The 12,859-nt window shown below is 67.8% G+C and carries 13 protein-coding genes; 12 read left to right on the forward strand and 1 reads right to left on the reverse strand.

The features are described 5' to 3' along the window. Window positions 1–34: 34 nt before the first annotated feature. Window positions 35–631, reverse strand: a complete 597-nt coding sequence (locus ACFYWJ_RS19695) for a TetR/AcrR family transcriptional regulator (protein ID WP_355280391.1) — start codon at window positions 629–631, stop codon at window positions 35–37. Between the two features lie 134 nt (window positions 632–765). Between ACFYWJ_RS19695 and ACFYWJ_RS19700 the strand changes: the two genes are divergently transcribed. The 12 genes from ACFYWJ_RS19700 (at window position 766) to ACFYWJ_RS19755 (ending at window position 12,858) form a co-directional block, all read left to right on the forward strand. Beyond that, window positions 766–2,235: an aldehyde dehydrogenase gene (locus tag ACFYWJ_RS19700; RefSeq protein ID WP_355280392.1), complete on the forward strand. Its 1,470-nt coding sequence runs from the start codon at window positions 766–768 to the stop codon at window positions 2,233–2,235. Window positions 2,236–2,284: 49 nt separating this feature from the next. Continuing rightward, window positions 2,285–3,034, forward strand: a complete 750-nt coding sequence (locus ACFYWJ_RS19705) for an SDR family oxidoreductase (RefSeq protein ID WP_355280394.1) — start codon at window positions 2,285–2,287, stop codon at window positions 3,032–3,034. Next, window positions 3,031–3,918 (forward strand): NAD(P)-dependent oxidoreductase, encoded by an 888-nt coding sequence (locus tag ACFYWJ_RS19710; protein WP_355280395.1) that lies wholly within the window; start codon window positions 3,031–3,033, stop codon window positions 3,916–3,918. The genes ACFYWJ_RS19705 and ACFYWJ_RS19710 overlap by 4 nt, the downstream gene beginning before the upstream one ends. Continuing rightward, a complete protein-coding gene (locus ACFYWJ_RS19715) occupies window positions 3,915–4,298 on the forward strand; it encodes a carboxymuconolactone decarboxylase family protein (protein WP_355280396.1) in 384 nt (127 codons plus the stop codon). The genes ACFYWJ_RS19710 and ACFYWJ_RS19715 overlap by 4 nt, the downstream gene beginning before the upstream one ends. Next, entirely contained in the window at window positions 4,295–5,794 is a 1,500-nt protein-coding gene (locus ACFYWJ_RS19720) for an FAD-dependent oxidoreductase (RefSeq protein WP_355280398.1), read from the forward strand. The genes ACFYWJ_RS19715 and ACFYWJ_RS19720 overlap by 4 nt, the downstream gene beginning before the upstream one ends. Further along, window positions 5,779–6,633, forward strand: a complete 855-nt coding sequence (locus ACFYWJ_RS19725) for an LLM class F420-dependent oxidoreductase (protein ID WP_355280399.1) — start codon at window positions 5,779–5,781, stop codon at window positions 6,631–6,633. The genes ACFYWJ_RS19720 and ACFYWJ_RS19725 overlap by 16 nt, the downstream gene beginning before the upstream one ends. Window positions 6,634–6,975: 342 nt before the next feature. Then, entirely contained in the window at window positions 6,976–7,827 is an 852-nt protein-coding gene (locus ACFYWJ_RS19730; RefSeq protein ID WP_355280401.1) for an ABC transporter permease, read from the forward strand. Further along, on the forward strand, window positions 7,827–8,690 hold the full coding sequence (locus ACFYWJ_RS19735) for an ABC transporter permease (RefSeq protein WP_355280403.1): 864 nt from the start codon (window positions 7,827–7,829) through the stop codon (window positions 8,688–8,690). The genes ACFYWJ_RS19730 and ACFYWJ_RS19735 overlap by 1 nt, the downstream gene beginning before the upstream one ends. A gap of 109 nt (window positions 8,691–8,799) precedes the next feature. Next, window positions 8,800–9,756, forward strand: a complete 957-nt coding sequence (locus ACFYWJ_RS19740; protein ID WP_355280405.1) for an MlaD family protein — start codon at window positions 8,800–8,802, stop codon at window positions 9,754–9,756. Then, window positions 9,753–10,751, forward strand: coding sequence for an MlaD family protein (locus tag ACFYWJ_RS19745; RefSeq protein WP_355280407.1), 999 nt, complete (start codon window positions 9,753–9,755; stop codon window positions 10,749–10,751). The genes ACFYWJ_RS19740 and ACFYWJ_RS19745 overlap by 4 nt, the downstream gene beginning before the upstream one ends. Continuing rightward, window positions 10,748–11,755 (forward strand): MlaD family protein, encoded by a 1,008-nt coding sequence (locus ACFYWJ_RS19750; protein WP_355280442.1) that lies wholly within the window; start codon window positions 10,748–10,750, stop codon window positions 11,753–11,755. Before ACFYWJ_RS19745 ends, ACFYWJ_RS19750 begins: the two co-directional genes overlap by 4 nt. Continuing rightward, complete coding sequence (locus tag ACFYWJ_RS19755; protein WP_355280408.1) at window positions 11,755–12,858, forward strand: MlaD family protein; 1,104 nt, start codon at window positions 11,755–11,757, stop codon at window positions 12,856–12,858. The genes ACFYWJ_RS19750 and ACFYWJ_RS19755 overlap by 1 nt, the downstream gene beginning before the upstream one ends. Window position 12,859: the final 1 nt, after the last annotated feature.

The following is a 12,859-nucleotide window of genomic DNA, read 5'->3' on the forward strand; positions in this document are numbered from 1 at the left end:
ATTACGCTGGTTCGACAAGGCCCGCCGGTGACGTTCAGTGCGTGCCCGGCTCGGCGAGCAGGCGTCGCGCGGAGGCCTCGAGCAGCTCGGCCACCTCGAGGTAGGACAGCAGTCCCATGCCTGCCTGCAGCAGGGCGCCCGAGTAGAGCAGTTCGAGCATCGAGACGCGCTCGGTGTCCTTGGCGTCGACGCCGAGCGCGGCGGCGAGCCTGCCGCGGATCTCCCAGCCGATGCGAACCCGCAGGTGTCCCACGTCGGGGTCGTCGCCGAGCAGGGCGTTCCCGACGGCGCTGGCCAGGGATGGTTCGTCGGCCACCAGCATCGACACCTGCCGAAGGACGGCGACGACGCGGGTGGTCGGATCCGGATCGCTCGACTCCACGGCGGGGCTGGCGATCAGGCGCCGCCAGAACACCTCCGAGATGAGGTGTTCCTTGGAGGAGAAGTAGGTGTAGGCGGTGGCGGTGCCGACGCCCGCGGCGGCGGCGATCAGCCGGACCGTCGTCCCGGAATAGCCCTCGCGGGCCAGGACCTCGACCGTCGCGGTGGTCAGGCGGTCGACGGTGTCGGCCTGCTTTTCGGTGAGCCGCCGCCGAGTTGCTTCAATACCGGTAGATACGAGTTCGGACATGTGTCTGGACGGTATCATCAATAATAGTTCGGTGCAATTACCGGCCGGGTGTCGCCATCCCGTCGTGGCCTTGCGCCCGGCGGTCGATGTGAACTATGGTCCGAACACCTGTCCAGACATGTATCGGAGATTCTATGAACGGCCTCGTTCCTCCCGACGGCACGCCGCTGCTGATCGGCGGAAAGCTCGTCCCCGGCGGGGCGGGGGTGTTCGCGACGATCAATCCCGCGACCGAAGAAGTCCTCGGGCACGCCGCCAATGCCTCCGCCGAGGACATGGACGCCGCCATCGGCGCCGCGCGGACCGCCTTCGACGAGACCGAGTGGTCCCGCGATCCCGCGCTGCGCGCGCACTGCCTGCGTCAGCTGCGCGATGTCCTGCGCGACAACATCGAGGAACTGCGCGCGATCACCGTCGCCGAGGTGGGCGCGCCGGTCATGCTCACCAGCGGCCCGCAGCTGGAAGGTCCCATCGCGGACCTGTCGTTCGCCGCCGACCTCGCCGAGAACTACGAGTGGCAGACCGATCTCGGAGTCGCCGAGCAGATGGGGATTTCGAGCAGGCGGGTGATCCGGCGCGAAGCGGTCGGCGTGGTCGGCGCCATCACCCCGTGGAACTTCCCACACCAGATCAACCTGGCGAAGATCGGGCCCGCGCTGGCCGCCGGAAACACGGTGGTGCTCAAGCCTGCTCCCGACACTCCATGGTGCGCGGCGGTCCTTGGTCCGCTCATCGCCGAGCACACCGACTTCCCTGCCGGCGTGCTCAATATCGTCACCTCCGACGATCACACCCTGGGTGCCCGGCTGGTCGAGGATCCGCGGGTGGACATGATCACCTTCACCGGATCGACCCAGACCGGCCGATCGGTGATGGCGGGTGCGTCGGCCACCCTCAAACGAACCTTCCTCGAACTGGGTGGAAAATCGGCCGCCATCGTGCTCGACGACGCGGATATCGCCACGGCGGCGAGCTACACCGCGTTCTCGGTCGCCGTGCACGCCGGGCAGGGCTGCGCACTGACCACCCGCCTACTGGTGCCCCGCGCCGCCTACGACGCGGCCGTGGACGCCGCGGCCAAGGCGCTGTCGGGCCTGCGGGCCGGTGATCCGACGAGTCCGGGAACCGTGTGCGGGCCGGTGATCTCGGCTCGGCAGCGCGACCGGGTGGAGCACTATCTCGACATCGCGCGCGCCGAAGGGGGGCGCGTCGTGGTGGGCGGCGGCAGGCCGGCGGACAAAGACCACGGCTTCTTCATCGAGCCGACGCTCATCGCCGGTCTCGACAACACCGCCACCGTCGCCAGGGAAGAGATCTTCGGCCCGGTGCTCGTCGTCATCGCGCACGACGGGGACGCCGACGCGATCCGGCTGGCCAACGATTCGCCCTATGGCCTGTCCGGTGCGGTGTGGGGCACCGATCCCGACCGTGTCGAGCGGGTGGTCGCGGGTGTGCGCACCGGGACGCTGAGCGTGAACGGCGGGCTCTGGTACCACCCCGACGCGCCCTTCGGCGGCTACAAGCAATCCGGCATCGGACGGGAGATGGGCGTCGCGGGTTTCGAGGAATACCTCGAAACCAAAGTGGTCGCCACCCCCGCCTGATCTCCACCCCGAATTCACTGTCACCCCAGCATGAGGAGCTGAACACACCATGGCACGTTTCACTGGCCGGACCGCGATCGTCACCGGCGCGGCCCAGGGCATCGGCGCGGAATACGCCGCAGCGCTCGGCGCCGAGGGCGCCAACGTTGTCGTCGCCGATCTCAATGTCGAGCGCGGCGAGGAGGTCGCCAAGCAGATCAGCGCCGACGGCGGCACCGCGGTCTTCCACCGGGTCGATGTGTCCGACCCCGAATCCGCCACCGCGCTCGCGGAATTCACCGTCGGTGAGTTCGGGGCGATCAACCACCTGGTCAACAACGCCGCCATCTATGGCGAGATGAAGCTGGACCTGCTGCTCACCGTCCCGTGGGACTACTACAAGAAGTTCATGGGCGTGAACCTCGACGGCGCGCTCAATGTGACCCGAGCGGTCTGGCAGCCGATGACCGCGGCCGGTGGCGGGTCCATCGTCAACCAGTCCTCCACGGCCGCCTGGCTGTACTCCGGGTTCTACGGTCTGGCCAAGGTCGGGATCAACGGTCTCACCCAGCAGCTGGCGACCGAACTCGGCGGTTCCAAGATCCGGGTCAACGCCATCGCGCCCGGCCCGATCGACACCGAGGCCACCCAGACGGTCACGCCCGGAAACATGGTCAAGGACATGGTCTCGCGCATCCCGATCAAGCGGATGGGCACCCCGCAGGATCTCGTCGGCGCGTGCCTGTACCTGCTCTCCGACGACGCGAGCTGGGTCACCGGCCAGATCCTCAATGTCGACGGCGGGCAGATCATCCGATGACGACCGAATCCGGCCATCTCCCGGTGGGATTCATCGGGCTGGGCAATATGGGCGCCCCGATGGCGAAGCGGCTGCTGGACTGGCCGGGCGGGCTCACGGTCTGCGATGTGCGTCCCGAGGCGACGCTGCCGTTCACCGAACAGGGCGCCGGCTCGGCCGCCGACCCCGCCGCGCTGGCGGCGGTGGCGCGGGTGATCTGTGTGACCGTCCTCGACGACGCGCAGGTCATCGATGTCGTCACGGGGCCGGCCGGCCTGCTGAGCACCGCCGTGGCGGGCACCGTCATCGCCGTGCACTCGACGATCAGCGACCGGACCGCGGAGCGGCTCGCCGCGGTCTGCGCCGAGCGCGGGGTGGAATTCGTCGACGCGCCGGTCAGCGGCGGTGCGGGTGCGGCCAAGCGCGGCAGCCTGGCCGTCATGGTCGGGGGCAGCGACGCCGCGGTGGACAGCATCCGGGCACCGTTCGGCTGCTTCTCGGACCTGATCGTGCATGCCGGACCGGTCGGCGCGGGCACGCGCATGAAACTGGCCCGCAACCTGCTGCACTTCGTCGCGTTCACCGCCGCCACCGAGGCCCAGCGGCTGGCCGAGAGTGCCGGACTGAACATCGCCGACCTGGGCAAGGTGGTGCGTCATTCGGACGCGATCACCGGCGGACCGGGCTCGATCATGCTGCGCGAGACCACCCGCGCGGTCGACCCCGACGACTTCTGGTTCCCCATCCTCGGCCACGTCCGCGACCTCGGCGAGAAGGATCTCGCGCTGGCGGTGGAACTGGGCGAGCGACTCGACGTGCCACTACCGCTGGCCCAGCTGGCCGCCACGCGGTTGGCCGACGGGCTCGGCGTCGGAAAACAGCTGCTAGGCAAGGAGACCGCATGACCACCGATGGACAGCCCGACAGCGACAGCCGCAGGCAACGGGGACTGGCGAAGATGAGCGAGGTGTACGGCTGGGATTTCGCCGACGGCCCCGGTGACCTCTTCGCCATCACCGCCGACCACCTGTTCGCCGAGATCTGGTCGCGGCCGGGACTGACGATCCGTGACCGGCGGCTGCTGTTGCTCGGGGCGCTCAGTGCCCAAGGGCTTTTCGATGTCGCCGAGATCCAGCTGGGCGCGGCACTGCGCAACGACGAACTCGACGAAGCGCAGTTGCGCGAGATCGCGGTGTTCCTGACCCACTACATCGGCTGGGCGCCGGGAATGAAGCTCGACAACGCCGTCGGCACCGTGGTGTCCCAGCACCGCAAGCAGTCATGAGCGGCGCACAGCCCCACCGGGCAGCCGAGATCTCCGAGTGGGACGCCCGGGCCGACGTCGTCATCGCCGGCTACGGGATCGCCGGTGTCTGCGCGGCGATCGAAGCGGCGCGCGCCGGCGCCGATGTCCTGATCCTGGAACGCACCGGCGGCTGGGGTGGGGCCGCGGCCTTGGCGGGCGGCTTCGTCTACCTCGGCGGCGGCACCCCGTTGCAGCAGGCGCTCGGCTTCGACGACGACGCGGCGAACATGGAGAAATTCCTGCTGGCCGCCGTTGGGCCGAGTGCCGATCCGGTCAAGATCGCCGACTACTGCGCGGGCAGCGTCGACCACTATCACTGGCTCGTCGACTGCGGAGTCCGGTTCAAGGAGGAGTTCTGGGGCGAGCCGGGCTGGGAACCGCCGCACGACGAGGGCCTGATGTACTCCGGCGGCGAGAACGCCGCACCGTTCAACACGATCGCCACGCCCGCGCCGCGTGGACACGTTCCGCAGATGCAGAACAAGCGAACGGGGGAGAAGGGCGGCGGCTACATGCTGATGAAGCCGCTGGTCGAGACCGCCGAAAAGCTCGGTGTTCGAGTGGAATTCGACACCCGGATCCAGCGGCTGATCGTCGATGAGGGCGGCCGGGTGGTCGGCGTGCTCGCCCGCCGGTACGGCAAGGACCTCGCCGTCGCCGGGCGCACCGGGGTCGTCCTGGCCACCGGCAGTTTCGCCTACAACCAGGAGATGGTGGCCGAATACGCCCCGCGCTTGCTCGGCCGTCCGGCCGCCGCGATCGAGGAGCACGACGGCATCGGCATCCAGGTCGCGCAGGAGCTCGGCGCGCAGGTGGAGGCCATGGACGCCACCGAAGTCGCCTTCTTCGGTGATCCGCAGATGCTTGCCCGCGGTGTGGTCGTCAACGGCCGGGGGCAGCGATACATCGCCGAGGACACCTACCCCGGTCGGATCGGCCAGGCCACCTTGATCGAGCAGGACAACCAGGCCTTCCTGATCATCGACGAACGAGCCCATGAAGCGGCCCTCGCCACTGTGACGGCCACGCCGTTCTTCCGTCAGCAGCCCACCTGGGTCGCGGAGTCGATCGACGAACTCGAAAGCGAGATCGGATTGCCCGCGGGCTCGCTGCGGGAGTCGGTGTCCTACTACAACGAGCACGCCGCGCAGGGGACGGACCCGTTGCTGGGCAAGAAGCCCGAATGGCTGCAGCCGATCGGTTCCCCGGTGGCCGCCTTCGACATGCGCGGGTTCACCGCCGGTTTCCCGCTCGGCGGACTGCGGACCGACCTCGACGCACGGGTGCTGGACACCGCGGGTGCCCCGATCCCTGGCCTCCACGCCGCGGGCCGGTGCACCGCGGGCATCTGTACCGGCGGCTATGCCAGTGGCGCGTCACTGGGTGACGGCAGCTTCTACGGGCGTCGAGCCGGCCGCTCGGCCGCGTGCGAGCAGACAACGAAAGAGACAGAGCGCCAATGCGATTCGGATTAGTACTGTTCACCAGCGACCGTGGCATCACGCCGGCGGCCGCCGCCAAGGCGGCCGAGGAACGCGGCTTCCGGTCGTTCTTCGTGCCGGAACACACCCACATACCGGTCAAACGCGAAGCCGCGCATCCCTCGACCGGTGACGCCTCCCTGCCCGACGACCGCTACACCCGCACCCTGGATCCGTGGGTGTCACTGTCCATGGCGGCGGCGGTGACCGAGCACATCGAACTGTCCACCGCCGTCGCCCTTCCGGTCGAGCACGACCCGATCACCCTGGCCAAGACGCTGGCCACGCTCGACCATCTCTCCGGTGGGCGCGTCACCCTCGGTGCCGGATTCGGTTGGAACACTGACGAACTCACCGATCACGGGGTGCCGCCGAGCAAGCGCCGCACCGTGCTGCGCGAGTACGTCGAGGCCATGCGGGAACTGTGGACTCACGAGGAGGCGAGCTACCAGGGCGAGTATGTGAGCTTCGGTCCCAGCTGGGCCTGGCCCAAGCCGGTGCAGCCGCACATTCCGGTGTTGATCGGCGCGGCGGGCACCGAGAAGACCTTCCGGTGGATCGCGCGCACCGGCGACGGCTGGATCACCACGCCGACCGAAACCGACATCTCGGCCAGGCTCGCGATGCTGCACAAGATCTGGGCCGAAGCGGGTCGGGCGGATCGTCCCCGTGTGGTCGCGCTGGATTTCAAACCGGATCCCGCCAAGCTCGCGCGGTGGGCCGCCGAGGGCGTCACCGATGTCCTCTACGGCGTGCCGGACCGGTCCGCCGACGAGGTATTGGCATACCTGGACCGGCTCAGCGCCAAATTGGCCGCGGTGGAGCTTCCCTAGCCCCGACGACGAGAGGGCGCGAGACGAGTCTCGCGCCCTCTCGTCGTTGTCGGGAGCTGCTCGGCATTCGCGCCGGCCGACGCGGTTGATCAGCGGGTTCCGGTGAACCGACAGTAATCTGCTCACCAATCTGGATTCATGTCTGGAATGTGGTCCACATCATATGATAGTGTCGCGGCATGGCACACAGGAGTGGCAGGATGGGCTGGCGTGCGGCACGGCCGGCAGCCGCAATCTCGAAGTAGAACAGTTACGACATAATCTCATGACAAAGCGCAATGCTGCTTTTTCGCGCGTTCGCGCGGTCACCGAATCATTCGACTTCAGAATGCGTGTCGCGCGATGACTATGAACACCGAAATCGACGAGGTATCAATTCCGACCCCGGCGGCTGTGATTCGCAAGAATTTCGCCGACACCGTTCTATCGAGCGTTGCGACGCTGGGGCGGGCGCTGCGAATGGGTGCGCAGGCTGTCGCGGTCGGGGTCTCCGATATCTTTCGATTGCGCGTTCAGGTCGACGAAACCCTGCGGCAAGCGTGGTTTCTCATCAAAGTCACCGCGGTGCCCAGCATTCTGATGGCGATTCCGTTCGGTGTCATCGTCTCCGCGCAGGTCGGCAATATCGTGTCCCAGCTCGGTGCCGATTCGATGATCGGCGCGGCCGGTGGGCTCGGCGTCATCAAGCAGGGGGCCCCGATGGCGACGGCGATGCTGCTCGGCGGTGCAGGCGCCGCTGCCATCGCGGCCGATCTGGGTGCCCGTACCGTCCGCGAAGAGGTCGACGCGCTGCGTGTGATGGGTGTCGATCCGGTGCAGCGCCTTGTTGTTCCGCGGATCGCGGCGATGATGCTCGTCGCTCCGCTGCTCAACATCCTGATCATTTTCGTCGGCATCGCCTCGGGCTTCGTGGCCGCGGTGACCGCGATGGATGTGACACCGGGTAGCTACTGGCAGTCCTTCGGTTCCTTCACCACGCCGGTCGATGTCTGGGTCTCGCTGATCAAGGCGACTCTGTTCGGCTTCCTGGTGGTCGTCATCGCCTGTCAGCGGGGGCTGGAGGCCAAGGGGGGACCGCGTGGTGTCGCGGACGGGGTCAACGCTGCCGTGGTGATGTCCATCGCGGCCGTCGTCGTCCTCAATACCGCCATCACCCAGGTGGTTACGATGTTTCTGCCGGTCAGGATGGCGTGATGGCGGCAGCGCCCTACCGCCCGCCGGTGCTTCGCTGGACGGGTTGGCTGCAGCGCCGGTTCCCGCCGCTGCGGCCGGTCGATTCGCTCGGATTCGTTCTCGGGTTCTGCTGGCAGGTGATCTCGACGGTGCCCTACACGCTGGTGCGCTACCGCCGCCAGACCGTCGCCGTCATCACCGATATGACCTGGGGCCGTGGCTCGGTCATCGTCGGCGGTGGGGTCGTGCCGTTGATGTTGCTGATGGGTGCGGCGATGGGCGCCTCGATCGGCATCGAGGCGTTCAGCGCGCTGAACCTGTTGTCGCTCGGGCAACTCAGCGGTCTCATCTCGGCGTTCGGCGTGACCCGCGAATTGGCGCCGATCGCGGCGGGAGTCGGGTTCGCCGCGCAGGCCGGGTGCCGCATGACCGCCGAAATCGGTTCGATGCGAATCTCGGAGGAAATCGATGCCCTGGAATCACTGGGAATCCGTTCCGTGCCTTTCGTGGTGACGACCCGTGTGATCGCCGGCATTATCGCGGTCGCGCCGGCATTCGTCGTCGCCCTGATCCTGAGCTATTCTTCCTGCGCGTTCATCGTGACGGTTGTACATGGCACACCCTCGGGCACATATGACCACTATTTCGATCAGTTCATTCTCACCTGGGATGTCGTCGCCGCGACGATCAAAGTGATGATCTTCGCGATCGCTGTGGTCTTGATCCACTGTTATCAGGGGTATTTCGCGACGGGCGGTCCCGAAGGTGTCGGCATCGGATCGGGCCGGGCCATCCGGGCGAGCCTGGTGTCGATCATCGCCCTGGACATGCTCGCGACAATTCTGCTGTGGGGATTCCAATCTCCCATTACGTTTACGGGGTGACGGCATGCCTGTCTATGGATTGCCTGGATCGGAAGTCGGGCCACTCAAAGCTCGGTTGTTGGGGGTGTGCGCGGTCGCGCTCGCGCTGATAGCTGCCGGAGTGTGGCGGGTGTTGCCCGATGCTGAGTCGGTCGAGGACATCGACGTCGTCCTGATCGTCGGTTATGTCGGTGACGGAATCGGGCCGGGAACCGATGTCCGGCTCGACGGAGTCCGGGTCGGGTCGGTCAGCGGGATCGATTTCGCCGGGCAGGGCCGACGGCAGATCGAGCTGAACCTGGTCCGATCCCAATTGTTCGGTCTGACCAGCGCGCTGTCGATCGACTACGTGCCGGGCAATCTGTTCGGCATCAGCGCACTCGAGGTGCACCCGGATGCCGGCGGTGTGATCCTGGCGGACGGGTCGACGGTCGACCTCACCGAGGGGCGGGCCGATCGAGTCCGCGACGCCACGCTCGCCTCGCTGCTGAGCTACACCGGCGAGCTGACCGAGGACGTGCTGACGCCCCGGCTCACCGAACTATTGCACACCGTGGCCCGTGACCTGGGCGCGTTCACTCCGCTCATGCAGGCGATCGGCACGACGGTGCGTTCCTACACCGAGACCGCGCAGCTACCACCGTCGGTGCTGTTCGACCGCTACGGCGCGGCGCTGGCCGGCGTGCCGCCGATGCTGAGCGGCGGTCTGACCGTGCTGCACGCCAGCTACCGGAACGGCTACCTGGCCGAGCAAGAGCATCTCGACAAGTTCGGCTACATGTGGCCGAGCATCCAGAACGAGTTGCTGCCCGCCGTCACCGCCCTGTTCGGCACCGCGCGACCCTACTTCGGCGGATTGCTGCCCATCGTGACCATGCTGCTCGATCGAGTCTCGGGATCGGTCAGCGACCCGACGGGTTCGGCCACGCAGCTGAGCGAACTGATGGATCGGCTCGACCGCGCGTTCCGCGACGGTCCGAACGGGCCGGTGCTCGACGCCCGCGTCGAACTCGACCTCGTGCCCGGGCTGGCGGGGCCGCTGTCGGCGCTGGTCGATCAACTGCCCGCGGGGGGAGGACCGCGATGACAACCCGTGCGCTACTGATCCGGGTCGTGGTCACGGCGGTGTCGATGCTGATAGTCCTGTCGGGGATCTTCACGGTGATCACACGTCCGGTCGAAGGTGACACCGACACCCACACCGCGATGTTCACCGACGCCAACGGCCTGCGGCCGGGCGACGACGTGCGCCTCTACGGCGTCCAGGTCGGCAAGGTCGCCGCTGTCGATCTCGACGGTGGCCTGGCCCGGGTGCGGTTCACCATCGGGTCCGATCGCCCGCTGTTCGTCGATTCCAAGGTCGCGGTCCGCTATCAGAATCTCACCGGGTTCCGCTATCTGGACGTAGAGCAGCCCGCGCAGCCCGGCGAACAACGCGGCGCGGGATCGACTTTCGGTGTCGACCAGACGGTGCCCGCCTTCGACATCACGACCTTGTTCAAAGGTCTGCAGCCGGTACTCCGCGAACTCTCACCCGAGGATCTGAACCAGTTCACGACCAGCCTGCTCGCCGTCGTCGAGGGCAACGGCACGGGTATCGGCCCCGCGCTCGGCGCGATCGAGAACCTGAGCCGGTACGCGTCCGACCAGCAGGCGGTGCTGTCGGTCCTGGTGGACAACCTGGCCGAGGTCTCCGACCACATCGGCGGCGATTCGGGCAACGCGATGAAACTGCTGGGCAGCCTGACGGATCTGTTCGCCGTGATCGCGGCCAAGCTGCCCGGACTGGTCGATTTCTCCCAGCAGATCCCCCCGGTGATCCAGCCGCTGCGCAGCATGCTGACCGTGCTCGGCCTCACCGGGCAGGAGGATCGCGATCTCGACGCACTGTTGAAGCAGTCGTTTCCGGACCCGTACGACGCGGTCGCGGTGTTCGAGCGGATGCCCGGATTGATCGAGTCGATCGCCGCGGCGGTACCGGCGTCCGGTCCGCGAGCGGCGTGCGCTCATGGCGCCGCTCAGGCTCCCGAGCCACTCCATGTCCTGCTCGCCGGCCAAAGGATCGTCCTGTGCAACTCATGAACCTGCGCGCGCGAATCTCGGTGCGGCGCACCGGAGTAGCCACCGCACCGAGGAACACCGATCTGCGCTGGGGCCTCGGGGGACTGTGCGCGGTGGTCGTGCTGGTCGCGGCCATCGGTGTCGTCTATCGGACCGGGACCACGCAGGAAAGGACCTACCGCGCGGAGCTGACCCAGGCCGGGACGATCCGGACCGGCGACGATGTCCGGATCGCGGGCATCCCGGTGGGGGAGGTGACATCGCTGACGCTGCTGCCGGATCGGGTGCGGATGGAGTTCACCGCCGACAGTGCCGCCTTCCTCGGCGACCAGACCGTGCTCGACATCCGCATGCTGACCGTTGTCGGCGGCTACTACCTCGCGGTCGAGCCGGCCGGGACCAAGCCACTCGGAGCCGGGGTCATCCCGCCGGAACGGGTCATCATCCCGTACAACCTCACCCAGGCATTCCAGGACGCTGTCGAGCCGGTCCGCGCGATCGACGGTGCGGTGCTGCGCCAGAACCTCGCCCAGCTGTCGACATCGCTGAACAAGAGCCCCGAATCCATCCGGGCCGTGGTGGGCGCCGCGTCGGACCTGGTGGGGCTGATGGAAAAGCAGAACTCCGAGGTCTCGCGCACGCTGTCGCTGGCCGATGAGTACCTCACGGCGATGCGGGAGAACTCCGCTGTGCTGGCGAAGCTGCTGACCACCTTGGGCACGATGGTGAACATCATCGCCAACCACAAGGTCGTGGTCGCGCAGGCCCTCAACGACCTGGCGGTGGTGCTGTCGGACATCGCGCCACTGGGACGGGCCTGGGACAACGGTGTGAAGGAGCGGGCCCAACCGCTCGCCGACGCGATCCCCCCGCTGACGCAGCTCGAGGCCCGGCTGGGCGAACTGCTCGAGGCACTGCGCACCATGCACCGGCAGCTGCTGCCGCTCCTGCCCCCCGGCGGTGGGATCACCGTCGACCAGTCCGCCGCGGCCATCTGTGTGCCCGTACCCGGAGGGACCTGCTGATGTTGCGACGATTCCTGGGATCCCGGGCGGTGATGTCGGTGGCGATGATCGTCGCTGTCGTCGTCGCCGGTGCGGCTGTGCTGGCGATCGGCAAACCGGCCCCGGCCACGCGGGACTACTGCGCCGACATGCCTGACAGCATCGGCCTGTATCAGGGCAGCTCCGTCACGGTGCTGGGGGTACCGGTCGGCGAGGTGACCGATGTCGAACTCGTCGGCACCATCGCGCGCGTGCGGTTCACGGTGCGGGCCGACCGCAGACTGCCGGAGGACGTCGGCGCCGTCACCGTCAGCGACACCTTGATCGCGGACCGGAAGCTGGCACTGATCGGCGACGAGCCCGCGCACGGCGGCTGGAACCCGGGCCGGTGCATCACCAGAACGCTGACCCCGAAGAGCATGTCGGAAACCTTCGACGCCTTGGCCCAGCTCACCGACCAGCTCAACGCCGTCGACGACCCGGCGCAGCGCGATGCGCTCGGGTCCGGGATCGCGGCGCTCGACCGCGCGACCGACGGCTCCGGCGAGCAGATCAACGCGCTCATCAACAGCGCGAGCGCGGCGCTGGCCGCCCCCGACGCCGCCATCGGGCACCTCGGGGCGTTGCTGGACGCGGTGGCCGAACTGACCCAGCGGGCACGCGGCGGCTGGCCGCAGGTACGCGAGACCGTCAGCGGACTGCCGCAGACCTTCAACGACATCAATGTCATCGCGTTCCCGCCGATCATCGACCTCGTGGCCGCGCTGAGCCAGGTGCTACCACAGATCAACGACGTGATCATGATGTTCGGTTCGCCCGCGCTGCGCGCACTGGATTCGGCCGCGAGCCTGGCCGACCTGCTGAAGTCGGGCGTCGGATCACTGGCCGAGCTCATCGGAATGATCCCGGCGATCGCGACCGGGTTCGCCACGGCCCTCGATCCGGCCACCGGGCGGCCCACTCTCGGCTACGCCGCACCGAAACTCGTTCTGGCGTCACCGGATTCGGGCCAGGTCTGTGCCGCGGTCCAAGCGATCACCGGGCAGGGCTGCCTGACCGCGGACAACGGTGCGCTCACCCTGCCCCCGCTGCCGGTCCTGCTGGCGGGGGTGAGCGCGCGATGAC

Source organism: Nocardia sp. NPDC003269 (assembly GCF_042888005.1).
In the GTDB taxonomy this organism is placed as follows: Bacteria; Actinomycetota; Actinomycetes; order Mycobacteriales; family Mycobacteriaceae; genus Nocardia.

What these genes read in the sequence shown, in the direction of transcription:
- ACFYWJ_RS19720 (WP_355280398.1), top strand. Translation starts at nt 4,295, where the DNA reads ATGAGCGGCGCACAGCCCCACCGGGCAGCCGAGATCTCCGAGTGGGAC.
- ACFYWJ_RS19755 (WP_355280408.1), top strand. Translation starts at nt 11,755, where the DNA reads ATGTTGCGACGATTCCTGGGATCCCGGGCGGTGATGTCGGTGGCGATG.
- ACFYWJ_RS19725 (WP_355280399.1), top strand. Translation starts at nt 5,779, where the DNA reads ATGCGATTCGGATTAGTACTGTTCACCAGCGACCGTGGCATCACGCCG.
- ACFYWJ_RS19715 (WP_355280396.1), top strand. Translation starts at nt 3,915, where the DNA reads ATGACCACCGATGGACAGCCCGACAGCGACAGCCGCAGGCAACGGGGA.
- ACFYWJ_RS19710 (WP_355280395.1), top strand. Translation starts at nt 3,031, where the DNA reads ATGACGACCGAATCCGGCCATCTCCCGGTGGGATTCATCGGGCTGGGC.
- ACFYWJ_RS19750 (WP_355280442.1), top strand. Translation starts at nt 10,748, where the DNA reads ATGAACCTGCGCGCGCGAATCTCGGTGCGGCGCACCGGAGTAGCCACC.
- ACFYWJ_RS19730 (WP_355280401.1), top strand. Translation starts at nt 6,976, where the DNA reads ATGACTATGAACACCGAAATCGACGAGGTATCAATTCCGACCCCGGCG.
- ACFYWJ_RS19695 (WP_355280391.1), bottom strand. Translation starts at nt 631, where the DNA reads ATGTCCGAACTCGTATCTACCGGTATTGAAGCAACTCGGCGGCGGCTC.
- ACFYWJ_RS19700 (WP_355280392.1), top strand. Translation starts at nt 766, where the DNA reads ATGAACGGCCTCGTTCCTCCCGACGGCACGCCGCTGCTGATCGGCGGA.
- ACFYWJ_RS19745 (WP_355280407.1), top strand. Translation starts at nt 9,753, where the DNA reads ATGACAACCCGTGCGCTACTGATCCGGGTCGTGGTCACGGCGGTGTCG.
- ACFYWJ_RS19705 (WP_355280394.1), top strand. Translation starts at nt 2,285, where the DNA reads ATGGCACGTTTCACTGGCCGGACCGCGATCGTCACCGGCGCGGCCCAG.
- ACFYWJ_RS19735 (WP_355280403.1), top strand. Translation starts at nt 7,827, where the DNA reads ATGGCGGCAGCGCCCTACCGCCCGCCGGTGCTTCGCTGGACGGGTTGG.